This is a genomic window from Allobosea sp. 05T422_2 (genome assembly GCF_056396265.1).
The window spans coordinates 1-23044 of the sequence record NZ_JBFTLD010000087.1 but is presented as its reverse complement, the minus strand read 5'-3'; the positions used below and the strand labels follow the sequence as shown (position 1 = coordinate 23044).

General features: G+C 65.4%; 19 protein-coding genes and 1 pseudogene. 13 read left to right on the top strand and 7 right to left on the bottom strand.

What is annotated here, in order from left to right:
• A partial coding sequence (locus tag AC1DJT_RS16735; protein WP_476834467.1) for a chlorhexidine efflux transporter occupies nucleotides 1–115 on the bottom strand: 115 nt, incomplete at its 3' end.
• Between the two features lie 91 nt (nucleotides 116–206).
• Between AC1DJT_RS16735 and AC1DJT_RS16730 the strand changes: the two genes are divergently transcribed.
• On the top strand, nucleotides 207–1133 hold the full coding sequence (locus tag AC1DJT_RS16730; RefSeq protein WP_441488109.1) for a LysR family transcriptional regulator: 927 nt from the start codon (nucleotides 207–209) through the stop codon (nucleotides 1131–1133).
• A gap of 24 nt (nucleotides 1134–1157) precedes the next feature.
• On the opposite strand, the gene AC1DJT_RS16725 is transcribed toward AC1DJT_RS16730, so the two are convergent.
• Nucleotides 1158–1979: an AraC family transcriptional regulator gene (locus AC1DJT_RS16725; protein WP_441504488.1), complete on the bottom strand. Its 822-nt coding sequence runs from the start codon at nucleotides 1977–1979 to the stop codon at nucleotides 1158–1160.
• A gap of 119 nt (nucleotides 1980–2098) precedes the next feature.
• On the opposite strand from AC1DJT_RS16725, the gene AC1DJT_RS16720 reads away from it, so the two are divergent.
• On the top strand, nucleotides 2099–3304 hold the full coding sequence (locus tag AC1DJT_RS16720; protein ID WP_441488111.1) for an MFS transporter: 1206 nt from the start codon (nucleotides 2099–2101) through the stop codon (nucleotides 3302–3304).
• A gap of 96 nt (nucleotides 3305–3400) precedes the next feature.
• On the opposite strand, the gene AC1DJT_RS16715 is transcribed toward AC1DJT_RS16720, so the two are convergent.
• Together AC1DJT_RS16715 and AC1DJT_RS16710 are read right to left on the bottom strand one after the other, a co-directional pair.
• Nucleotides 3401–4282 carry a Bug family tripartite tricarboxylate transporter substrate binding protein gene (locus AC1DJT_RS16715; RefSeq protein ID WP_476834466.1) on the bottom strand — a complete coding sequence of 294 codons (882 nt, stop codon included), beginning with the start codon at nucleotides 4280–4282 and terminating at the stop codon, nucleotides 3401–3403.
• A gap of 37 nt (nucleotides 4283–4319) precedes the next feature.
• On the bottom strand, nucleotides 4320–5522 hold the full coding sequence (locus tag AC1DJT_RS16710) for a 4-oxalomesaconate tautomerase (protein WP_476834465.1): 1203 nt from the start codon (nucleotides 5520–5522) through the stop codon (nucleotides 4320–4322).
• An 86-nt stretch (nucleotides 5523–5608) separates the two neighbouring features.
• Here AC1DJT_RS16710 and AC1DJT_RS16705 point away from each other — a divergent pair, with 86 nt between their 5' ends.
• The 11 genes and pseudogenes from AC1DJT_RS16705 to AC1DJT_RS16655 all read left to right on the top strand — a co-directional run bounded on the left by AC1DJT_RS16705 (nucleotide 5609) and on the right by AC1DJT_RS16655 (nucleotide 18838).
• Nucleotides 5609–6523 (top strand): LysR family transcriptional regulator, encoded by a 915-nt coding sequence (locus tag AC1DJT_RS16705; RefSeq protein ID WP_476770899.1) that lies wholly within the window; start codon nucleotides 5609–5611, stop codon nucleotides 6521–6523.
• A 192-nt stretch (nucleotides 6524–6715) separates the two neighbouring features.
• The gene (pip, locus tag AC1DJT_RS16700) at nucleotides 6716–7693 is read left to right on the top strand and encodes a prolyl aminopeptidase (protein WP_441504492.1); all 978 of its coding nucleotides are present in this window, start codon (nucleotides 6716–6718) and stop codon (nucleotides 7691–7693) included.
• Nucleotides 7694–7703: 10 nt separating this feature from the next.
• On the top strand, nucleotides 7704–9518 hold the full coding sequence (locus tag AC1DJT_RS16695; protein ID WP_441504493.1) for a S9 family peptidase: 1815 nt from the start codon (nucleotides 7704–7706) through the stop codon (nucleotides 9516–9518).
• Between the two features lie 26 nt (nucleotides 9519–9544).
• Nucleotides 9545–10972, top strand: coding sequence for a M20 family metallopeptidase (locus tag AC1DJT_RS16690; RefSeq protein WP_476775637.1), 1428 nt, complete (start codon nucleotides 9545–9547; stop codon nucleotides 10970–10972).
• A gap of 93 nt (nucleotides 10973–11065) precedes the next feature.
• Nucleotides 11066–12706, top strand: coding sequence for an ABC transporter substrate-binding protein (locus tag AC1DJT_RS16685; RefSeq protein ID WP_476834464.1), 1641 nt, complete (start codon nucleotides 11066–11068; stop codon nucleotides 12704–12706).
• A gap of 9 nt (nucleotides 12707–12715) precedes the next feature.
• Nucleotides 12716–13786 carry an ABC transporter permease gene (locus tag AC1DJT_RS16680; protein WP_476834463.1) on the top strand — a complete coding sequence of 357 codons (1071 nt, stop codon included), beginning with the start codon at nucleotides 12716–12718 and terminating at the stop codon, nucleotides 13784–13786.
• A gap of 9 nt (nucleotides 13787–13795) precedes the next feature.
• A complete protein-coding gene (locus tag AC1DJT_RS16675) occupies nucleotides 13796–14719 on the top strand; it encodes an ABC transporter permease (RefSeq protein WP_441504495.1) in 924 nt (307 codons plus the stop codon).
• A 70-nt stretch (nucleotides 14720–14789) separates the two neighbouring features.
• Nucleotides 14790–15578: pseudogene (locus tag AC1DJT_RS16670) on the top strand (ABC transporter ATP-binding protein); the annotation flags it as partial.
• Nucleotides 15575–16372, top strand: coding sequence for an ABC transporter ATP-binding protein (locus AC1DJT_RS16665; protein ID WP_476768020.1), 798 nt, complete (start codon nucleotides 15575–15577; stop codon nucleotides 16370–16372). The pseudogene AC1DJT_RS16670 and the gene AC1DJT_RS16665, both read left to right, overlap by 4 nt.
• Nucleotides 16373–16401: 29 nt before the next feature.
• Nucleotides 16402–17424: a serine hydrolase domain-containing protein gene (locus tag AC1DJT_RS16660; RefSeq protein WP_476768021.1), complete on the top strand. Its 1023-nt coding sequence runs from the start codon at nucleotides 16402–16404 to the stop codon at nucleotides 17422–17424.
• A 49-nt stretch (nucleotides 17425–17473) separates the two neighbouring features.
• Nucleotides 17474–18838 (top strand): MmgE/PrpD family protein, encoded by a 1365-nt coding sequence (locus AC1DJT_RS16655; protein ID WP_476834462.1) that lies wholly within the window; start codon nucleotides 17474–17476, stop codon nucleotides 18836–18838.
• On the opposite strand, the gene AC1DJT_RS16650 is transcribed toward AC1DJT_RS16655, so the two are convergent.
• The 3 genes from AC1DJT_RS16650 to AC1DJT_RS16640 form a co-directional block, all read right to left on the bottom strand.
• Nucleotides 18763–19785, bottom strand: a complete 1023-nt coding sequence (locus AC1DJT_RS16650) for a LysR family transcriptional regulator (RefSeq protein WP_476834461.1) — start codon at nucleotides 19783–19785, stop codon at nucleotides 18763–18765. The two genes, AC1DJT_RS16655 and AC1DJT_RS16650, sit on opposite strands and share 76 nt — an antisense overlap.
• A gap of 143 nt (nucleotides 19786–19928) precedes the next feature.
• Nucleotides 19929–22256 carry a hypothetical protein gene (locus AC1DJT_RS16645; protein ID WP_476834460.1) on the bottom strand — a complete coding sequence of 776 codons (2328 nt, stop codon included), beginning with the start codon at nucleotides 22254–22256 and terminating at the stop codon, nucleotides 19929–19931.
• A gap of 157 nt (nucleotides 22257–22413) precedes the next feature.
• On the bottom strand, nucleotides 22414–23044 hold a 631-nt coding region (locus AC1DJT_RS16640), incomplete at its 5' end, for a BatD family protein (protein ID WP_476834459.1).

Genomic DNA, 23044 nt, shown 5'->3' with positions numbered 1-23044 from the left:
CGCCCATATGGCCCGCCGGCAGGCCGAACAGATAGGCTCCCGCTGGAATGACAATGGCTAATCCGATCGCCTCGAACATGAGTGCGTGGCGGATTCGGTCTCGAACGGAGCGCATGTGCTAAGGGGCCTTCACTAGGATTGATGGCCGCGTTCTCTATCTGTCATTTCGATTGCATCAAGTTGGATCGTATCTGATAATCAGATAGATGACGGTTTCGCTGGACCAACTTCGGGCCTTCGTCGCGGCAGCGGAGCATGGCTCGTTCTCCGGGGCAGCGCGCGCGCTTCGCAAAGCGCAATCAGCCGTGAGCACGCAGGTCTCGAATCTCGAGGAGGATCTCGGCGTCGCTCTGTTCAGCAGGGCTGGGCGCAATCCCGTGCTCACTCCGGCGGGCGAAAGATTGCTGCGCGAGGCCAAGGTCGTGCTCGATCGCAGCGAACACCTCATCGGCGTCGCGCGCAGCTTCGAGGCTCATGTCGAGAAGCGGCTTGTCATCGCGATCGACGAACTTTACCCGGAGCACGCTCTGGGGGCGCTCTTTGCCGATTTCGCGCGGCACTTCCCCCATGTTGAGCTCGAAATCCTGTTTCCGCTGATGGAGGATGTGAGCCGGCTGGTCCTCGCGGGGAAAGCCGATATCGGGGTGATGTGGCGTCAGGAGGTCTTGCCGACGGAGCTTGGCTTCCAGACGATCGGATGGGTCCCGCTCAAGCTGGTTTGCGGCAAGGACCATCCGCTTGCCAAGGCCCGCGTCGATTGGGAAGAGCTGAAGCGCTACAGGCAGATCCTCGTCGCCGCCAGAAGCGACGGGCCKGAGAAGCGGCGCCTGCGCGTTGCCGCCGAGGTCTGGTGGGTGGAAAGCCACTGGGTCATTCTGGAAATGGTGAAGCACGGCATCGGCTGGGCCTTCGTGTCCGACCATGTCATCGCGAATTCGCCGGCCGCCCCCGGTCTGATCACGCCGGATCTTCAATTCGACGACGCGGATTGGCCGATCGCGCTCGAGATGATCTGGCACAAGCAGCGGCCATGCGGTCCGGCAGCCAAGTGGCTCCGCGAGCGCTTCGCCACGACCCGGATCGACACCAGCTCGTCCTGGAGGTCGCCACTGCCGGAAGGAAACCGGACATAGCGGCCCTGGCGAGCCGGCGCGGGCCTAGCCGGTGATCGAGGCCTTCATGTAGCTGCGCGGCGAGGTCCCAAGCAGGCGGCGGAACATCGTGGTGAAGGCGGCGACGTTCTCGTAGCCCGCCAGCATGGCGATCTGCGTCACCGGCGCGCCTTCCGCGAGTTTCGGCAGACAGGCGAACAGGCTGGCCTGTTGCCGCCAGGTCGCGAAGCTGACGCCCGTCTCCCTGAGGAAGAAGCGTGTGAAAGTTCGGCGGCTCATCGCAAGCGCTTCCGCCCAGGTGTCGAGCCGGGCATTCGCCGACGGCGCTGCCATATAGGCCCGGCATAGCGCCGCGAGTCTCCTGTCGGCCGGGAAGGGAAGGCCGAGAGGACGGGATTCGAGGGAGGCGATCTCTTCCATCAGGAGCTGAAGGCTCAATGTGAGCTTGCGGCTTCCGGCGGGCGCCTCGCGCAGGCGGATCGCTTCGATGATGAGGCTGCGCGCAAGATCCGTTACCTCGAGCACCACCGGCTCGGGATCGGCCAGGACGCCCTCCCGGGGCAGAAGATAGACCGATCGCATGCTGACATCGCTCAGCATTTCCACGGAATGCTCGAGATGGTGAGGGATCAGCAGCGCGTGGCCTTGCGGAATCATCCAGCGGCCGCGCTCGGTCGCGACTGCCACCACGCCGGAGAAGACGCAGAGCAACTGGATGCGCTGGTGGCTATGGAGAGGGATGGTGTAGCCCGCCGGATCCTCGTTGCTGTGCACCAGGATGTCGGCCTCGGCATAGGCAATCCATCCGAGGTTACGGCGGTGAGCCTCGTCGCGCGCCTCGAGCAGATGCTGCGGCAGTTTTCTCATCTTTGGCCCAAACGCAAAAGAATTCGACCGAAACACGAATGCAGGTCAAGGAGGCGCTCTGTAAAGAGGCATGGCGGCGATAAGCCGGTGTTTGCGGCCCGCGCTGGAGACGAATTGAGATGGTTGCAGCGTTCCCCGGGACCAGGTCCCGTTTCGAGAAGACGACGACATCGATCCTGCTGGCGGTGAGCTTCTGCCACCTGCTCAACGATGTGATGCAATCGCTTCTTGCCTCGCTCTACCCGCTGTTCAAGGCAAACTACGCTCTCGATTTCGTMCAGATCGGACTGCTGACCATGACCTTCCAGGTCACGGCCTCGCTGCTGCAGCCGGTCGTCGGGATGGTGACCGATCGTTGGCCGATGCCCTATTCGCTGCCGGCCGGGATGGCCTGCACCTGCGCCGGACTGATCCTGCTGGGCAATGCGCATAGCTTTGCGATGCTGCTCATGGCGGCGAGCCTGATCGGCTTCGGTTCCGCAATCTTCCACCCGGAGGCGTCACGGGTGGCTCGCCTTGCCTCCGGCGGCCGCCACGGCCTGGCGCAATCGCTTTTCCAGGTTGGCGGCAATATGGGCTCGGCCATCGGACCGCTGCTCGCGGCCTTCGTGGTGTTGCCATTCGGCCAGGGCAGTGTGGCGTGGTTCTCGGCCATAGCGATGCTGGGCATGATCGTGCTCGGCTGGGTCGGGGCCTGGTATGCCGGTCATCGCCGCCAGAATGCCAGCCGTCCTGCCGTCAGTCGCACGCTGCCGTTGCCGCAGGGGCGCGTCGCACTGGCGTTCCTCATCCTCGTGCTGCTGACCGCGACCAAGAATGTCTACATGGCCAGCATCTCGAGCTATTTCACCTTTTACGTGATCGACCAGTTCCAGCTCGGCATGCGCGATGCGCAGCTGATGCTGTTTCTCTTCCTCGGTGCAGCCGCAGTCGGGACCTTTCTGGGTGGGCCGATCGGGGACCGGTTCGGAGCGCGTTTCGTGATCTGGTTCTCGATCCTGGGTGTGATCCCGTTCGCGCTGCTGCTGCCTTATGCGAGCCTGTTCTGGACCGGCGTGCTGAGCGTCGTGATCGGCTTGATCTTCGCCTCGGCATTCTCTGCGATTGTCGTCTTCGCACAGGAACTCGTGCCCGGCCGTGTCGGCCTGATCGCCGGCGTGTTTTTCGGCTTTGCCTTTGGCGCGGGTGGACTTGGAGCGGCCCTGCTTGGCAACTTCGCCGATACGCACGGTATCGCCTTCGTCTACCGCGTCTGCTCCTACCTGCCGCTGCTGGGGCTGCTTACGATCCTGCTGCCTCGCCTGCCGCAAAGAGGCGAGAGCTAGGCCCGGAATCGCTCAGGCTGGATAAGTACGCTGCGTCACGGCCTGCCGCTGGCGGGCCGTGACGCAGGTCTTTGTATGGATTGGCCCGTCTCGGGCCTAGTTTACCGCGATCTGGGCCTGCTTGATGATGCCGGCCCAGCGCTTCGACTCCGCTTCCATCATCGCAGCGAACTCGGCCGGCGTATTGCCGATCGGCTCGGCGCCTTCGTTCTTCAGCCGTTCGCGGATGGTCGCGTCGTTGATGGCCTCCACCGTGGCGGTGCGGAGCTTTGCAGCGACATCCTTCGGCGTCCCCTTCGGCACGACGAAACCATACCAGGCTGTCGCCTCGTAACCGGCCCAGCCGCTTTCTGCGACCGAGGGCACCTCCGGGAAGAGCTTGGCCCGCTCCTTGCCGGTCACCGCCAGCGCGCGCACCTTGCTGCCTTCGATCAGCCCGAGAACCGACGGCACGGTGGTGATCATGAAATCGGACTGGCCGGCGAGGAGGTCGGTCAGGGCCGGGCCTGCGCCACGATAGGGCACGTGCACGGCTGTGAACTGCGCCATCTGCGCCAGCAGAACGGTGGCCAGGTGGCTGGCCGAACCGTTGCCGGCAGAGCCGTAGGTCAGTTTGCCCGGATTCTTCTCGCCGAAGCTGATCAGGTCCTTGATCGTCTTGTGGGGCGAATTCTGCGCCACGACGACGACCAGCGGAGCTGCGGAAATCAGGGTGATCGGGTCGAAGGCCGTCAGCGGATCGACCTTGACGTTCTTGAACAGGTGCGGGTTGACCACCATCGGGCCCTGATTGGCCATCAGCACCGTGTAGCCATCCGCGGGAGAGGTGGCGGCCTGTGCGGTGATCAGGTTGCCGCCGGCCGATCCGTTATTCTCCACGACCAGTGACTGGCCGAGCTTTTCTCCAACGCCCTGGGCGACCAGACGCGCGATCGCGTCCGTTCCGCCGCCGGCCGCGTAAGGCACCAGCAGGCGCATCGGCCGCTCGGGAAATGCTGCCTGAGCGAATGCCAGCTCAGGCAGACAGGCGMTGGCGGCTGCAGTCGTCAGCAGGCTGCAGAAGTGGCGACGCGTCGGTGTCATGATGGGAATTTCCTCCGATTGCAGTCCCTTCTGGCAGCGCGCCAATCGCGCTGGCGGGGACGATGACATGGCCTTCAAAGATACGGCGCGCGGTGCGCACCAGGCTGGCTCTGGCAACCTGGCCAGATGCGTCGAGAGCGAGGTCGACCTGGATACGGCCGCTCGGATGTTCGATCGTCACCAGCGAGGCGGCGTCCGCGAGACCTACCTCTTGCGCAACGCTGCCGGCGACCTGACTGGCGACGGCGATGCAGAGTGCGCCGGTGACGGCATGGCTGCGATGGCAGCGGTCCGGCGTGAAATAGCGTGAGGTCAGGCTGCCGCCCTGGCGGGCCGTCGAAAGCAGTCCGATCTTGGGAATGACCCGGCCGGCGACGTCGCCAAGACCCATGCGCCTGCCCGCCTCGCGCCGTATCTCCTCCAGCCGCGCCAGCAGGGCCGTATTCGCGTCGAGCTCCGCCGGCATCTCGTCACCGGCAAGGCCGAAATCGGTAGCGCGGACGAGCAGCATCGGCGTGGCATAGTCGATCAACGTGACCGGCACACCATCGATCAACTCGCGCGGCTTGCCGGTCGGCAGCAGGGAGCCGGTCTTGGAACCGACGGCTTCGAGGAAGGTCAGCTTGATCGGGGCTGCAGTGCCTGAAACGCCGTCGATCGCGGTTGTGCCGTCATACTCGACACGTTTGCCGGGGGTCTGCACCACCGCCTCGATCAGCGAGGCGGTATTGCGGTTGTAGATCCGAACCATCGTCTCACCATCGCATGCCGGCACGAGGCCGGCCTCGATGGCGAAGGGGCCGATGGCGGAGAGCATGTTGCCGCAGTTCGGACCGAGATCGACATGAGCCCGGTCGACTGCGACCTGGGCGAAGAGGTAATCGATATCGGCATCCGGGCGTGAGGCGTTGCCGACGATGGCGACCTTGCTGGTCAGCGAATTGCCGCCCCCGATCCCGTCGAGTTGCAGCGTGTGAGGCGACCCCATTGCTGCGAGCAGCACGCGGTCGCGCGCCTCCGGGTCAGCCGGCAGATCGGTTTCCAGGAAGAACGGGCCGCGGGATGTGCCGCCGCGCATCAGCACGCAGGGAATGCGCAGGGCACGTGCATGAGTGGGCTTGAGCGGATCGGGCAAGGGCGGCGTCCAGCGGTGAGTGACGGGCTCTCATCCCAGATCGTGAAACCTCTGTGAAATGCAGAGATCGGTGTTATTGATGCGCCATGAGCATCAATTTCGAAGCGCTTGATCTGCGCGCGTTCATCGCGGTGGTTGAACTGGAGGGGTTCCACCGCGCCGCAGAGGCCCTCAACATGTCGCAGCCGGCGCTGAGCCGGCGCATCCAGCGGCTCGAGGCAGCGGTCGGCGCGGCCCTGCTCGAACGCACGACGCGGCGCGTGGCGCTGACCATGGTCGGGCGCGAGATGCTGCCGCTGGTGCGGCGCATGCTGGACGAGTTCGATTCATCGATCTTCGCGATGCGCGATCTTGGCACGAGGCGAGCAGGGCAGATCGCGCTCGCCTGTGTGCCGACGGCCGCGTTTTACTTCCTGCCCTCGGTGATCGCGCGCTTCTCGGAGCAGTATCCCAATATTCGGTTCCGGATCCTCGACCTCTCGGCCAATGATGGCCTGGAGAGCGTGGCGCGCGGCGAGGTCGAATTCGGCATCAATCTGCTCGGCGGCTCCGATCCCGATCTGAGCTTCGAGCCGCTGCTCGAAGACCCGTTCGTCCTCGCCTGCCGGCGCGACCATATCCTGGCGAGCAAGCCATCGCTCGGCTGGGCCGATCTCGAAGGGCATCCACTGGTCACCGTCAGCCGGGCGAGCGGCAATCGCGCCATCCTCGACGCGGCCCTGGTACGGGTCGGCGTGCGGCTGGACTGGTCCTTCGAAGTCACGCATCTGTCGACCTCGCTGGGGCTGGTCGAAGCCGGGCTTGGCATCTCGGTTTTGCCGCGCCTTGCAACGCCGACCGGAGAGCATCCCATCATCGTGACGTGCCCGATCCGCGATCCGGAGGTCTCGCGGACCATTGGCGTGGTGCGTCGCCGCGGCGTTCGCCTTGCTCCGGCTGCGGAGCGCTTTCTCGATATGCTGCTGGGGACATGGCGAGGGCCTTTGCCTCAGCGGAAATAAGAGCCTGCCCACGCGGCTGGCCGCGGCGCCCAAGGCAACAGGAGGTCGGGGACGGGTATGCTGCAAAACTATTCCACAGGCGCATAACATCGAACCCAAATTGCATTAGCCAGCATCGGGCCGAGCGTGGCATCGTTAGGTCATCGAGATGGTTGAGCGCTGGCTTCAGCGCGTTTTTCGTTGGAGCAAGGCGTGTCGGCCTACGATGACGTTCTTTACCCCGCGCTTGAGCCTTACCGCGCTTTTCGGCTTGCGGTGGGGGGCGCGCATGAACTCCATGTTGAGACCAGCGGCAATCCGGACGGCATTCCGGTCGTTTTTCTGCATGGCGGTCCGGGCGGCGGCACCAAGCCGGCCCAGCGCCGGACCTTCGACCCTGCCGTCTTCAATATCGTGACCTTCGACCAGCGCGGTGCCGGGAAATCGACCCCGCATGCGGAACTCGACGGCAACACGACGCAGGACCTGATCGCCGATCTGGAGCGTATCCGCAGCCATCTTGGCATCGAGCGCTGGCTCGTCACCGGCGGGTCCTGGGGCAGCTGTCTTGGGCTCGCCTACGGCCAGAGCCATCCCGAGCGCTGTCTCGGCTTCCGTCTGCATGGCATCTTCATGGCGCAGCGCTCGGAGATCGACTGGTGGTTCCAGGGCTCGCGTATGATCTTCCCGGATCATTGGGAGGCTTTTGCCGAATTCGTGCCGGCGGCGGAGCGTCATGATCTGCTCTTGGCCTATTACAAGCGCCTGACCAGCGACGATGCCGGGTTGCGTGCTGCAGCGGCGGTCAGCCTCAGGACCTTTTCGGCGCAGACCCAGACGTTCCTGCCCGACCCGGACCATGTCGCGACGCTGACCGACACCGACGCCGCGCTCGCGATCTCCCGGATCTTCACGCATTACTGCATGAACGGGGCCTTCCTTCCCTCCGGCCAATTGCTGAGCGACATCGGTCGCATCCGCCATTTGCCGGCCGAGATCGTGCAGGGGCGCTACGATACGGTGACGCCGATGAGCACGGCCTGGCAGCTGAAAAAGGCCTGGCCCGAAGCCCGGTTCACGATCGTGACCGAAGCGAACCACGCAGCGACGCCGAGTGCGCCGGCGTTGTCGCAAGCCCTGCGCGAGGCAACGGACCGGTTGCGCGATGTGATGCTGGCCCAGGCGGCCTGAGGGAGAGCCCATGTACGAGGCCGCAAACCAGATTCGCATCGGCATCGAGCCCTATCTCGAGGTCCGGAGCGCAAAGAGCCCCGCCATCGCGCCCGACGGCGAATTGCTGGCCTATCTCAGCGACGAGAGTGGCACGCACCAGATCTGGCTGCGGCCGCTCGCGGGCGGAGCGCCCTGGCGCCTGACCGATATGCCGGAGCCGATCGGCGCGATCTCCTTCAACCCCAAGGGCCGCGACCTCCTCTTCACGATGGATTGCGGTGGCGACGAGCGGCACCAACTCTGGTTGGTGCCGGGCGCCTCCGGAGTGCCTGAGCCGCTTACCGACGATCCGACGGTCGTGCATGCCTGGGGCGCCTGGGCGCCGGACGGACAACGCATCGCATTCACCTCCAATGCCCGCGATTGCGAGCATATGGACGTCTACGTCATGGAACTCGCTACGCGCACCGCCAAGCGCGTCCATCAAGGCTCCGGCTATCGTGAGGCGGTCGCCTTCTTCCCCGATGGCAAGTCGCTGCTCGTCGCCAACGCCACGCGTTCGATGAGCGATCAGGACCTGCATCGCCTCGATCTCGAGACTGGCAGCCTCACGCCATTGCTGCCGCATGAGGGCCGCGCGCGCTATGTCGTCAGCCGCATGAAGAAGGATGGCAGCGGCTTCTTCTTCGTGTCCGATCAGGGGCGCGAGCATCTCGGTGTCGCCTTCTGTGCACTGGCCGAGGGGCGCGTCACCTGGATCGTCGAGCGGGAGAAGCAGGATATCGAGGCGATCGCGCTCGCGCCTGACCAGGGCCGCCTCGCCTATGTGGCGAACGAGGAAGGCTGGAACCGCGTTTTCATTCGTGATCTCGCGACGGCCGAGGAGTTCGAGGTCGCCGGCTTGCCGCGCGGGACCATCGGCTCGGTGGCCTGGGTTCCCGACGGCAGCGGCCTCGTGTTCCCGCTCGATGGTGCGACCTCGTCTCCGGATATCTGGCGCTTCGATGTGGCTACCCGCACGGCAACGCGGCTGACGGATGCATCCAAGGCAGGTCTCGATTCAAGCAGCTTTGTCGAGCCGAGCGTCGAGCGCGCCGCGAGCTTCGACGGTCTCGAAGTGCCCTTCTTCGTCTACCGGCCGCGGAGCAAGGCTCCGGCGGGCGGCTATCCGGCCGTGGTCGTGGTGCATGGCGGACCGGAAGCGCAGTGGACGCCGATCTTCCGGGCCGACCTGCAGTTCTTCCTGAGCCAAGGCATCATGGTCGTCGCCCCCAATGTGCGTGGCTCGACCGGCTATGGCCGCGCCTACCAGCATCTCGACGACAAGCATCTGCGCATGGACAGTGTCGCGGACCTCAAGGCGGTGCGGTTGTGGCTGCGCGAACAACCGGAGGTCGATGACGAGCGCGTCGCGGTCTATGGGCGTTCCTATGGCGGCTTCATGGTGCTCGCCGCGCTGACCGAACAACCCGAATTGTGGAAGGTCGGCGTCGAGTTCTACGGCATCGCCAATTTCCTGACGATGCTCGAAACCACGGGGCCRTGGCGCAAGTATCTGCGCGCGGTCGAATATGGCGATCTCGTTGCCGATCGGGACGACCTGATCCGCTTCTCGCCGATCCACAAGGCAGGCCATATTCGCGCGCCGCTGTTTATCGCGCAGGGGCTCGACGATCCGCGTGTGCCTCCCGGCGAGAGCGAGATGATCTATTCGGTGCTGCGCGGCCGCGGCCATCCGGTCGAGTATGTCCGCATCCCGCATGAGGGCCATGGCTTCGCCCGGATCGAGAACCGGCGCACGGTCTTCGGGGCCGTCGCACGCTTTCTGCGTAAGCATCTGTGACAGCATCTGGAATACGAGAGGACGCCATGCGTAATTCAGAGACGATCTGGCAATTGGTCGATGCCAAGCGGCAGCCCTTCGAGGCGCTGAGCGACCGGGTCTGGGGCATGCCCGAGATCGCCTATACCGAGTACCGCTCGGTCGCCGAGCATACGGCGATGCTGAAGGAACAGGGCTTCCGCGTGACCGAGAATGTCGCCGGCATTCCGACTGCGGTGATGGGCGAAGCGGGCGAGGGCGGCCCGGTGATCGCCTTCCTCGGCGAATATGATGCGTTGCCCGGCCTGAGCCAGGAGGCGAATATCGCCGAGCCGCGCCCGGTCGAGGGTAGCGGACATGGCCATGGCTGCGGCCACAACATGCTCGGCTCGGCCGCGCTGCTGGCCGCGACCGCGCTCAAGGACTGGCTTGCCGAGACGGGGCGCCCCGGGCGGGTGCGCTATTTCGGCTGCCCGGCGGAAGAGGGGGGCGCAGCGAAGGCCTTCATGGTGCGTGCCGGCGCCTTCGACGATGTCGATGTCGCCATCACCTGGCACCCGGCGTCGATGACGCGGGTCGACGAGGCGCTGTCGCTCGCCAATACGCGCATGGACTTCCACTTCACCGGCCGCGCCTCGCACGCGGCGGCGGCGCCGCATCTGGGACGCAGCGCACTCGATGCCGTCGAGCTGATGAATGTCGGCGTCAACTACATGCGCGAACACATGCCGTCGGATGCCCGCATCCACTATGCCATGCTCGATTCCGGGGGTATCGCGCCGAACGTCGTGCAGGCTTCGGCAAAGGTACGTTATGCGATCCGCGCCCGCGATCTCGCGGGCATGCTGGAGCTCAATGAACGGGTCAAGAAAGTCGCCGAGGGGGCGGCGCTGATGACCGAGACCAAGGTCTCGATCTCGATCATGAGCGCGGTTTCCAACATGCTCGGCAATACGCCGCTCGAAGAGGCGATGTTCCAGAACATCCAGCGCCTCGGGCCCGTGCCGTTCGACGATGCCGACCGCGCCTACGCCGCCCAGATCCAGGCGACGCTGAGCGAGGCCGACATCCTGAACGACTATCGCCGCACCGGCGTCGCGCCGCGCGAGAACACCCCGCTCTGCGATTTCGTGATCCCCAGGGATGCCAGAGGCGTGCCGATGGTCGGCTCGACCGACGTCGCGGATGTCAGCTGGAAGGTGCCGACCATCCAGGCACGCGTCGCGACGCATGCCATCGGCACGCCCGGCCATTCCTGGCAGATCACGGCGCAAGGCAAGGCCCCGGCCGCGCATAAGGGCATGGTTCATGCCGCCAAGATCATGGCCGGTACGGCCGTCGACGTGATGAGCGACGAGACGCTGCTGGCGCGCGCCAAGAAGGATCACCAGGAGCGGACGACCAGGACGCCCTATATCTGCCCGATCCCGGCCGAGGTGAAGCCGCCGATCCAGCCGCGGCCCGAAGCCGCCTGAGCCTTTCAGCCGGGCCTGCGCGGGAGACACAGCGCAGGCCTAGCGACCACAGCAAGTCTTGACCAAGAACAATCACGAGAGCGGGAACTGACCATGGCCAAGCAAGACCAGTCGACGGAGACGCGCGCGCCTCGCGCCGCGCGGTATCTTCTCTCCAGCGTCGCCGCTGCGGCGGCCGTTTGCGCTGCTGCCACGACGGCCGGCGCCGCCACGCCGAAGAACGCCCTGGTGATGGCGTGGAATATCGATGCGATCAGCACTTTCGATCCGGCCCAGGTCGGCGAGGTCGTGACCAACGAGATCCTGCAGAACACCTGCGACACGCTGGTCGATTTCGACCCGGCCGACGAGCGCAAGGTTGTCCCGCTCTTCGCCGAGCGCTGGGACGTCTCGCCGGATCGCAAGGAGATCACCTTCCACCTGCGCAAGGGCGCCAAGTTCCCGTCCGGCAATCCGGTGACCGCTGAGGATGTCCTCTGGTCGCTGCGCCGCGTGGTCAAACTCAATTTCGGCAATGCCGCGACCCTGACCGAATACGGCTTCACCAAGGACACGGTCGATCAGCGCATCGTGGCGCCGGATGCCAATACGGTCGTGTTCAAGCTCGACAAGGCCTATCCGACGACGCTGATCCTGCAGGCGATCGCCGCCAACCGCGTCGCTGCCGTGATGGACATGAAGACCATCATGGCCAATGAGCAGAATGGTGATCTCGGCAATAAGTATCTCGGCACCCGCACGGCCTGCGTCGGCCCCTACAAGCTGACGCGCTGGAACGCGGGCGAGTCCATCGTGCTCGAGGCGAACGAGGGCTATTGGGGCAAGGCTCCGGCGCTGAAGCGCGTGCTGATCCGGCATGTCGCGGAAGCCGGCACCCAGCGCCTGCTGCTGGGGCAGGGCGACGTCGACGTCGCGCGTGACCTGACGCCCGAGGACGTCAAGGACCTCGAAGCCTCGAAGGATGTCTCGATCCTCAAGGTTCTGCGGCCGCAGCTGTTCTTCTGGAACTTCAACGTTGCGGACGGCCCCTTCTCCAAGGAGAAGGTGCGCCTCGCGATGCGCTACCTGATCGACTATGACGGTCTCGGCAAGACGATCATGACCTATCTCGGGGTGCCGCGGGCGAGCTTCGCGCAGCTTGGAGCGGTCGGCGCATTGGACGAGAAGGAGGGCCAGCCCTTCAAGCTCGACCTCGACAAGGCCAAGCAGCTCCTGACCGAGGCGGGCTATCCGAACGGTTTCGAAGCCAGCCTGATCTTCGGCACCTTGCCGCATTCGGCGCCGATCGCCCAAAGCGTGCAGCAGAACGCCTCCAAGATCGGCGTGAAGCTGTCGCTCGAGCGGATGGCCAATGCCCAGCTGTTCAGCAAGGTTCGCGGCCGCGAATTCCAGTCGGCGATGCTGGCCTGGCAGACCGGCGTGCCGGATGCGCATGGGAATGCCTCGCGCCTCGTCTTCAATCCCGACAACCGGGCCGAGGCGAAGCAGACGCAATATCCGAGCTGGCGTTCGTCGTATCAGGACCTGGCGCTCAACGCCAAGATCGACGAAGCCTTGCTGGAAGCCGACACGGCMAAGCGCGACGCGCTCTACGCCGAGATTCAGAAGGACGTCATGGCCAAGGGGCCGATGGCCTTCATGTTCCAGATGTACAACATCGCGGGTGTCCGCAAGGACCTGAAGGACTGGAGCTGGACCGGCTTCAAGACCTACTACKCCCGAACCAGCAAGTAAGGCTGGCCGGTGTCCGAAGTCGCCGAGGTCGGCTCCCGTCGGTTTGCGAGTCCAGGGCGGAAGGGTCTTCCGTCCTGGGTCTGGGCAACCGGAAGGACCATCATTTCCGTTGCCGTGACCCTGTTCGGGCTCGCGGCGCTCACCTTCTTCATCGGTCGCCTGCTGCCGCTTGATCCCGTTGCCGCGGTGCTCGGCGACAACGCGACCCAGGAAGCCTATGACGCGATGTACCGGCAGCTCGGTCTCGACCAGCCGCTCTGGGTGCAGTTCGCGCGCTATGTCTGGGGCATCCTGCATCTCGATTTCGGGACGGCGCTGACCACCGGGAAACCGGTGATGGAAGACATCGCCCGCGTCTTCCCGGCGACGATCGAGCTCGCCAGCGTGGCGATCATCATCGGTACGGGGCTCGGCATTCCGATGGGCGTGCTCGCCGCCATGTACCGCGATACGTGGATCGACCAGCTGTCACGCGTCGTCKGGCTGATCGGTTATTCCGCCCCCAATTTCTGGCTCGGCCTGATGGGGCTCGTCCTGTTCTACGCCACGCTCGGCTGGGTGGCGGGGCCGGGGCGCATCGACTTCACCTATGAGTTCGACCTCGAGCATGTGACCGGCTTCCTGCTCATCGACAGTGCCATGGCGGGCAACTGGGAGATGTTCGGCAACGCCTTCTCGCACATCATCCTGCCGGCCTCGATCCTGGCCTTCGGCGCGTTCGCCTATATCAGCCGCATGACACGCAGCTTCATGATCGAGCAGCTGAGCCAGGAATATGTGGTGACGGCGCGGGTCAAGGGGCTGTCCTGGTCGCGCACCGTTTGGGGCCATGCCTTTCGCAATATCGCCGTGCAGGTCGTGACCGTCGTGGCGCTCTCCTACGCCTTCCTGCTGGAAGGGGCGGTGCTCACGGAGACGGTCTTCGCCTGGCCCGGTTTCGGCCGCTATCTGACCAATGCCCTGCTCGCGGGCGACATGAATGCCGTGGTCGGCTGCACGCTGCTCGTCGGCGTCATCTTCGTCACGCTCAATCTGCTCTGCGACCTGCTCTACCGGGTCTTCGACCCGCGCACCCGGTGAAGGCACGCCATGTCCGCTCCCCCTCTTGAAACGTCCGGCACAGGCCTCAAGGCCTGGCTTACGGCCCCCGTTCCGGCCTCGCCATTCCAGGCGCGGATGCAGCAGCTGTCCCTGAAATGGTGGCGGCTCAAGGCCAACCCGTCGGCGCTGTTCGGGCTGGCCGTCATCGTACTCATCGTGCTGGCGGCCTTGTTTGCGCCGCTGATCGCGACGCATGACATCTATGCCCAGGATCTCGGCAAGCGGCTGATGCGGCCGTCGGCGGCGCATTGGCTCGGCACGGACGAACTCGGCCGCGATATCTTCAGCCGGCTCGTCTTCGGCGCCCGCATCACGCTCTACATTGCCTTGCTGACGGCGATCATCGTCGCGCCGCTCGGTTTGATCATCGGCACCACCTCCGGTTATCTCGGCGGCTGGGTAGACATCGTGCTGATGCGCGTGGTCGATGTCTTCCTGGCCTTCCCGAGCCTGGTGCTGGCACTCGCCTTCGTCGCCGCGCTCGGCCCGGGCATCGAAAACGCCATCATCGCGATTGCGCTCGCCGCCTGGCCACCAATCGCCCGGCTTGCTCGCGCGGAAACCCTGTCGATCCGCAAGTCGGACTATATTGCCGCCGTGCGGCTGCAGGGAGCCTCGCCGTTGCGCATCATCCTTGGCCATGTCGTGCCGATGTGCATTCCCTCTGTCGTGGTGCGCCTCACGCTCAACATGGCGGCGATCATCCTCACCGCGGCGGGGCTCGGTTTCCTCGGCCTCGGTGCGCAGCCGCCAAGCCCGGAATGGGGCGCCATGCTGGCTTCCGGCCGGGAGTTCATCCTGACCAATGGCTGGATCGCGGCTATTCCCGGTACCGCCATCCTGATCACCAGCCTCGCCTTCAACCTCTTCGGGGATGGCCTGCGCGATATCCTGGATCCGCGTCATGGCTAAGCCGCTGCTCGAGGTCGAGGACCTCTTCGTGTCCTTCAAGGGGGCTCATCGCACCACCCAGGCGGTCCGGGGCATCTCGTTCAACGTCGGCCGGGAGAAGGTGGGTATCGTCGGCGAGTCCGGTTCGGGCAAGTCGCTCACCGGGCGCACGGTGCTGAAGCTGACGCCGAAGGCCGCACATATCGACGCCAGGCGGCTCTCCTTCGACGGCATCGACCTGCTCGCCGCCAGCGAGCGGCAGATGCGGAGCATTCGAGGCAACCGCATCTCGATGATCCTGCAGGACCCGAAATTCTCGCTCAACCCGCTGATGCGAGTCGGCCAGCAGATCACCGAAGCCTACCGCCTGCATCACAAGGTCGGCCGGCGCGAGGCCGAAGCGCGGGCGCTGGCCATGCTCGAGGCGGTGAAGATTCGCGATCCCGACCGCGTCTACCAGCTCTTCCCGCACGAGGTTTCGGGCGGCATGGGGCAGCGCATCATGATTGCCATGATGCTCATTCCCGAACCGGACCTGATCATTGCCGACGAGCCGACTTCGGCCCTCGACGTGACGGTGCGAAGGCAGGTCCTGACCATTCTCGACGAGCTCGTCACGCGGCGTGGCGCGGGGCTGATGTTCATCAGCCATGACCTCAACCTCGTCGCCGATTTCTGCGACCGCGTGTTGGTCATGTATGCCGGCCGGATCATGGAGGACATCGCCGCGCGCGACCTGCGCAATGCGCGCCACCCCTATACGCGCGCGCTGCTCGACAGCCTGCCGCGGCTCGACCGCGCCACCGACATGCTCCAGGTCCCGAGCCGCGACCCGGCCTGGCTCGACGGCCCGACGATCCGCAGCGGAGTGGCGACATGAGTGCTCCGGCCACGAACGCTTCTGGGGCTGCGCAGGAAACCGCCCTCGCAGTCAGCCATCTCAACATCATCTTCGGCAGCGGCGCAGCCGCGATGACCGCGGTCGACGATGTCTCCTTCACGCTCGGGCACGGCGAAGCCTTCGGGCTGATCGGCGAGTCCGGCTGCGGCAAGTCGACGATCCTGCGTGCGCTCGTCGGCCTCAACCGCGACTACGAGGGCACGATCAGGTTCCGCGACACGGTGGTGCCGCACCAGCGCGACAAGAGCTTCTTTCGCCGGGTGCAGATGGTCTTCCAGGACCCCTATGCCTCGCTTCATCCGCGCAAGATGGTGCAATACGTCCTGGCCGAGCCCCTCCGGATTCACGGGTTCGACCGGCACCAGGAGCGTATCGACGAAATCCTGTCCGCCGTCGGGCTCGGGCCATCGTTCCGCTATCGCTTCCCGCATGAGCTTTCGGGCGGCCAACGCCAGCGCGTCGCGATCGCACGCGCACTCATCATCGAGCCCGAACTGCTGCTCCTCGACGAGCCGACCTCGGCGCTCGATGTTTCGGTCCAGGCCGAAATCCTCAACCTGCTGAAGCAGCTCCGGCGTGCCCGCGACCTGACCTATCTGATGGTCAGTCACGACCTCGCGGTGGTGACGCATCTGTGCGAGCGCGTCGGCATGATGAGCGAAGGACGCATCATCGAGGAGATGAGCGCCGAGGACGTGCGCGCCGGCCGCGCCGCCGAGCCTTACACGCGGGAATTCCTGGAGGCGAGCACGGGGTACCGGCCGGCCTCGTGACTGCAATCCTCAGGGGAGGCGATTTTTCCATGCGCAAAGACGTTTCGGGGGACGGACAGGTTGCGGATGCGGCCTGGCCGAATGAGGACTGGAGTGCGGTAAACCCCGCTGATGCGGGCTGGTCCGCGGATGGCCTCGACCGCGTCTGGAGCTATGCCGACACGATCGCGACTGCGACGCTGATGATCGTGCAGGGCGGCCGGGTTGTCGCGAGCCGCGGCGATCTCGCCCATCGTTACCAGTGCCATTCGATCCGCAAGAGCTTCCTCAGCGCTCTCATCGGTATCCATGAGGACGAAGGCACGATCGACCTGTCGCGCAGCCTGGCGCAGCTCGGAGTCGACGACAAGGACGGCCTGAGCGAACGCGAGAAGGCGGCCACGATCTACGACCTGCTAACTGCGCGCTCGGGCATCTTTCACCCGGCCGGGTATGAATCGGCCTGGATGAAGTCGATCAAGGAGCCGCGCCATTCGCACGCGCCGGGCGCCTTCTGGTCCTATAACAACTGGGACTTCAACGCTCTCGGCACGATCTTCGGCGCGCTCACCGGTGCCGGCATCCATGATGACTTCCAGGGGCGCATCGCCGGGCCGCTCGGCATGCAGGATTTCCGCTTCGACGAGGAACGTCGCGACGGCTGGATCGAGCCGGACGACTGCTCCGTGCACCCGGCCTATCCGTTCCGGATGTCGACGCGCGATCTCGCCCGCTTCGGCCTGATGTTCCTGCGGCGAGGCCGCTGGCGCAGCCGGCAGGTGGTGCCGGCCAACTGGGTGGCGACCAGTGTCCTGCCGCTCTCGGATGCAGGCCCGCGTGGCGGCTATGGCTATATGTGGTGGGTGTCGCGGTCCGGTGCTGGTTTTCCGGGCGTCGTGCTGCCGGATGGCAGCTACAGCGCCCAGGGCGTCGGCGGGCAGTACTGCCTCGTCATTCCCTCGCTCGACCTTGTGATCGTGCACCGCGTCAACACCGACAAGAAGGGCGAGGAGGTCAACCGCTTCGCCTTCGGGCGCCTGCTGCGCCACATCCTCGACGCGCGCGTGGGCTGACGGACGCGCTGGCCCTTCTCGTCGTACTCGTCGCAGATCTGGAGAGCCTATGTCGAGTGCCATCGAACGCATTGCGGCCTGGAGCCGGTCCGGACCTGGGTTCGCTCCTCTGGCGCGGACGCGTGCGCGTCATGCGATCGCCGATACGATCGGCTGCATGATTGCCGGCGCCGACGATCAGGCGACGCAGTCGGTGCGTGCGGCTTTCGCCGTCAGCATCGGGCCGTCCGGTGCAGCCGCCGTCATTGGTGGCGGCAGGGCACCGGAAGCCGTCGCCGCCCTGGTGAACGGCACGGCGGCGCATGCTCTCGATTACGACGACAATTTCCGGCCGGGCATCACCCATGCTTCGGCGGTGCTCGTGCCGGCCCTGCTTGCCGTCGCGCATGGTCGAGCCGCGAACGGGCGCAGCTTCGTGGACGCCTATCTCGTCGGGCTCGAGGCGCAGGCGATAGTCGGGCGAGGCATCAATCCGGCGCATTACACGCTCGGCTGGCACGCGACCTCGACGGTGGGGGCTATCGGAACTGCAGCAGGCACGGCCTGGCTGATGGGGCTCGATGCGGCGGGCATCGCGCGCGCCATGAGCGTAGCGGCAAGCATGGCGGCCGGGCCCAAGGGGCAGTTCGGGACCCCGGCAAAGCCGCTGCATGCGGGGCTTGCCGCCCGCAATGCCGTTGACGCGGCTGCGCTTGCGGCGGCTGGCATGACCGGTCGTCTCGACATTCTGGAATGCCCGATGGGGGTGGCCGAGCTGTTCGGCGATGCGAGCGCGGCGGGATGGGCCGGGATGGCCATTGCCGAGCCGCATGTCATCGAGAGCGAGGGCCTCATCCCCAAGCGCCATCCCTGCTGCGGCTCCACGCATTACACGGTGGACGCGATTCTCGGGCTGAAGGCCGAACATGGCTTCACGAGCGGGGACGTGCTTGCGGTGGAGACGCTGGTCGGTATCGCGAATGCGCGTAACCTCGCCTATCCCGACCCCGAAGACGAGATGCAGGCACGTTTCTCGATGCATTACTGCGTCGCGCTCGCGCTCCTGCAGGACCGCTTGTCGCTGGCCGATTTCACGTCCGAGGCGGTGCAGCGCCAGGCCGTGCGCGAACTTCTGCCCCGCACCGTCATGAGGGCCTATGACAAGAGCGAGGAGGCCGCTGCCGGGCGCCTGCCGCATCGTGTGACCGTGCGGCTTGCGGACGGGCGAACGCTGACCGTCGAACGCTCCGAGGCCAAGGGCTCGATTGTGGACCCTTTCGACGACATGGATCGCGAGTCGAAATTCCTCGATTGCTGTGCGGCCGCGATGAACGAGGCCGAGATCGCGACGCTCTATGATCAGCTCGCCGACATCGACGCAGCAGCCAATCTCAACTTCCTGTCCCCCGCATTGGTCGCGACGGGCCGCGCATAGGAGAGCCTGCCCGRCATCGGGCGCACAGGTGCGTCCGGCGCACTCAGGGGCATGTTCTCATCGACGGCGGCCCAGAAAAGCTCGGCACCGTGCCGGCTTGGCGATGCGGCACGGTAAAGGCGGATTTCGGCGGTCAGCTCCCAGGAGGGATCGGCCGCCGGCACGAGCACGCCGCTGCGCAGCTCCTCGGTAATCAGGCTTTCCGGGATCCAGGCCATGCCGCGCCCAGCCAAAACCATCGCCTTGAGGCCGACCGACATCGGGTTCTCGTAGACGGTGACGTGAGGGGCGGGCCGATCGGCGAAGAGCTTGGCCAGACGACGGGCAAAGAACGAGCAGCTGCCGTAGCTGAGCATTCGGACGGGCTCTCCTGTGGGGCGGAGAGCATGCACCGGCCTGCCATCGGCGCCGGCGATCGAGACCGGGATCGCGCGCTCGGAGCCAAGGCGGCGATAGATGAAACGAGCGGGATCGAGCAGCAGCGGCACGGTCTCATGCGCATAGGTCAGCAGGAAATCGCATTCGCCCTGGTTCAGGACCGCGACATTGYCGTCATAGGACGAATACTGGTCGCAGAAACGGGTCTTCACCGACCCAAGCCGCTCCTCGATGCGCCTGATGAAGCCGGGGAAATAGGTCAGGGACAAGGTGTTGAGCGTGGCGAAGACCAGCACTTCGGCCGTGTCTTCATGCTGCTGGCGCGCCTCCTGTCGCGAGGTCTGGACCAGCTTCAGGATCTCACGCGCCCGCGGCAGGAAGATTTTGCCCTCCTCCGTGATGCCGATCGGGTAGCTGCTGCGGTCGAACAAGGACAGGCCGAGCCAGCTCTCGAGCTGCCGGATGCGGCGGCTCAGGGCAGATTGCGTGACGTTGCGCTCCCGGGCCGAGCGCGAGAAACTCAAGGTTGTCGAGAGGCTCACAAAGTCCTCCAGCCACTTCAGCTCCATCGCGTCGCATCTCCCTGTCCGGCGGATGGCAACCTGCCATGCCGGACGCGACAAGCAAACAGCTTGCCGCGAACGGGACTGGGGGCGATGCGTGGAGGCGCAATGGCCGGATGCGGCCGGCCGTAGCCGCACCGGCGTCTCCGCTAGCGACGGAAACCACCATGGAATCCGCCGCCACCGCCGTGGAATCCGCCGCCACGGAAACCTCCTCCGCCATGGAACCCACCGCCGCCGGTGAAGCCGCCGCCGTGTAAGCCGCCACCGCCACGGAAACCGCCAGCCTCCGCGAATCCACCGCCTCCTCGGAAGTTTTCCATCCGCTCGCCATGGAACCGGCCGATCTGCTCACGGTCGAGATTACGGATCTCTCCGCCACCGGCATTGGCCCAGCGACCGTTCTGATGCTGCTCCCAGCCATTACTCCCGCGGCGGAAGACCTCACCGTTGCGACCCGCGTAGTGGTCATTCGCGCGTGGGTGGTTGCGGGCGATGTCGCCGGCGTTCTGACGGATGTTCCCGTCATTCAGGCGCAGATTGCCAGCTCGCTCGCCCAGGCCGCCCTGCGCATTCAGATTGGCGCGTGCGTTACCGAGATTGGCGCGCTGGCCGGGCGTGAGCCCGCCCCGGTTGGCGATGCGGGTGTCGATGCGGCTATGCACCGAGTTGTTCGTCCAGCGGTTGTAGATGTTGGCGTGGTTGAAGTTGAACTGGTTGAACGTATTGAAGTTGTTGATCACCACATTGTTGTGGCCCCAACCCCCGCCGCCGCCCCAGCCCCAGGCGCCACCGGCCCAGGCCGCGCCGGCAATGGCCCCCAGGGTGAACCCGGACACCGCGCCCCAGGCGAAAGCCGTGCCATATCCATAGGTCAGAGGTGCCGGATACCAGGCCGATCCGATCCAGGCCGGGTAGACATAGCCGGTGCCGTAGACGACGACCCCGCCGGGCGCGGCGACCGTACCGTAATAGCCCGGTGTATATCCGACATAGACGGTCTCGGGGGTGGAACTGTAGACCCTGACATAGGTCACGAAATGCAGGGGCGAACTCGGCGGGATAGCGTAGATCGCTGCCGGGACTTCGGTCGCGACAGCCCAGGGGCCGGCCGCGCTGTTCGCGACGAACCAGACGCCGTTCTGGACCGCATAATAGGAACTGCCGGCCTTGATCACCGGTATCGCGGCATTGGCGACATATTCGAGGCTGGTGCCTTCGATCGGTTTCAGTTCTGGCTTCCCGTCATAGCGAACGCTCACCTTCGCCTTCTTGCGGTCGACCGTCGCGGTCTGCGGGATCTGATTGTCGATCAGGGAGTCCTGGGCCTGGACCGTGCCGMTCACTGAGGCCAGCACGGCGCCCTTCGGGTGGCTGTCGGGGATCTTGGCGAAATCCGCTGGCAGCTTGTCGCCCGCAACGAAGCTCCAGGGGCCGTTGGAAAGCGATTTGGAGCTGAACCAGCGCCCGGAGATCAGGACATAGTTCTCCTGGCTGGCGACGTCGATGACGACATGGCTGCTGGTGTTCTTGATATAGAGCAGCTGCGTATCCGGAATCGGCAGATATTCCGGATGACCCGCCGTCTGGATCAGATCCGCCGGTCCGAGGCTGACATGCAGGGTCGGGATCGCGCCGCCTGCAACTGCTGCCTCGATGTCCACTGGCGGCGTGTCCATCAGATTGACCTGGGTCCCGGCTGCCTTCAACGCGCCGGCCAGACTGGCCGGAGGCTGTGGCGCCACGGCCCAGGGACCTTCAGGCGCCTTGGCATTCCACCACGTCTTCAGCGCGCGCAGGTAGTAGACGCCGGCAGCCTCGTCGAACAGGATCAGGGCGGGTGTGTTGATCACGCGCAGCAGCTTGCTGCCGGCAACCTGGCGTAGCTGGGGCTTGCCGTCGATCAGGACGAGCAGGGCCGGTGTTTCGCTGTAGACGATTTTGGGGGGCTCGTTGCGCACAGCCTGCGTCTGGTCGGTCTCGGCCTCGGAGACGGCAAGACTGGCCTGCAGGCGAGATAGCGAGATCGTGCGCAGGCCACCGGGGACATGCTCGCGCAACGTCGTCAGATAGGCGTTGGAATTGGCGGTGTCCGAGGGAAAATTCGCCCTGGTGAGCTCGATGCCATCCAGCGAGACGAGATCGCTTTCCTTGTCGACCGAGGTTCTCGCCTTCATCCAGATCACGCCCAGCGTCGGCGCCTGGCTGCCGGGACGCTGGATCGACACGGCCGAGCGGGCTTCGAGGATATCTCCCCGCCAGCTCTCGATCTGCGGTTGATAGATGGTGATGTCCTCCGCGGCATCCGCGACGGTGCGCGGCCAGGACTGGGTCGGGCTTGCCTGCGGCGCGGTTGTCGAGGCGGCTGCCGTTCGCGGGGTTTGGGCCAGGGCGATGGTGGGCGGCGGGAGAAGGAGGGTCACCGTCGCAATGAGGGCGACCGTGTGCTGGAACCGGGCCTTGAGGGGATGCTGCATGTCAGTCTTCGCTTTGAAATCGCATGGAAATTTCACATGGGAGCGATGGCTCCGAACCGTCGGGGCGAATTGTCGTGCGGTTGCGTGGAGCCCAGCCGCCGCGAGATATTTCCGATGAGACGCTGGGCGCTGGCATGATCGGCACTACATTGCGCAGTCATGCACTCTCCTGAGACGCAGGGCGCCGCGACGGAGGGGGCGGATTGAGCGGAGGGAGGGGTGGCGAGACGTGGACGAGGCCGCCCTTCTTGAGCGTAGGGAAGTGTGCGACCAGTTCTGCCAACTCCGCTCCGTTCTGTTTTGACCAACTGCCGCCCGTTCCGAACAGGGCGTGCTCGAGCTGCGTGATCAACGATTGCAAGCGGCTGTCCCGTCGCGCGGCGTCCTTGCCGTCTGGGGGCAATCGCTCCAGCCATGTCGCGAGCGCACGATAGCTCGCCGGAGCATCCCCGGTGCTGGCAATCCGGCGCAGAGTTTTTCGGGCAAAGGTCTCCGAGGCGAAATGTCTCTGCTCGCGCCTGCGCCATCGGGAGCTCAGCCAGGGCCAGAGCATGGCGCATGCGAGCAGGACCAGCGCGGCGCCGAGCACCGGAATGACGAATTTGCGCCAGTTCGCAATGGCGTTGCGCCAGAGCGGTTGCTGTGACGGGGCGGCCGCCGTCGCGGCGACTTTCAACGTGACCCCGGCCAGCGTCTCCGTCCGGGCTTGCCTGCCGTCGGTATCCCACCAGGGCTGCGAGAGACCCGGCAGAACATAGCTGCCAGGCTTCTCGAAGACATAGGTGGCC

Excerpts from the sequence above, each read along its gene's own strand:
- AC1DJT_RS16660 (WP_476768021.1), top strand. The coding sequence starts at position 16,402 with ATGCGCAAAGACGTTTCGGGGGACGGACAGGTTGCGGATGCGGCCTGG.
- AC1DJT_RS16705 (WP_476770899.1), top strand. The coding sequence starts at position 5,609 with ATGAGCATCAATTTCGAAGCGCTTGATCTGCGCGCGTTCATCGCGGTG.
- AC1DJT_RS16675 (WP_441504495.1), top strand. The coding sequence starts at position 13,796 with ATGTCCGCTCCCCCTCTTGAAACGTCCGGCACAGGCCTCAAGGCCTGG.
- AC1DJT_RS16665 (WP_476768020.1), top strand. The coding sequence starts at position 15,575 with ATGAGTGCTCCGGCCACGAACGCTTCTGGGGCTGCGCAGGAAACCGCC.
- AC1DJT_RS16690 (WP_476775637.1), top strand. The coding sequence starts at position 9,545 with ATGCGTAATTCAGAGACGATCTGGCAATTGGTCGATGCCAAGCGGCAG.
- AC1DJT_RS16715 (WP_476834466.1), bottom strand. The coding sequence starts at position 4,282 with ATGCGCCTGCTGGTGCCTTACGCGGCCGGCGGCGGAACGGACGCGATC.
- AC1DJT_RS16655 (WP_476834462.1), top strand. The coding sequence starts at position 17,474 with ATGTCGAGTGCCATCGAACGCATTGCGGCCTGGAGCCGGTCCGGACCT.
- AC1DJT_RS16725 (WP_441504488.1), bottom strand. The coding sequence starts at position 1,979 with ATGAGAAAACTGCCGCAGCATCTGCTCGAGGCGCGCGACGAGGCTCAC.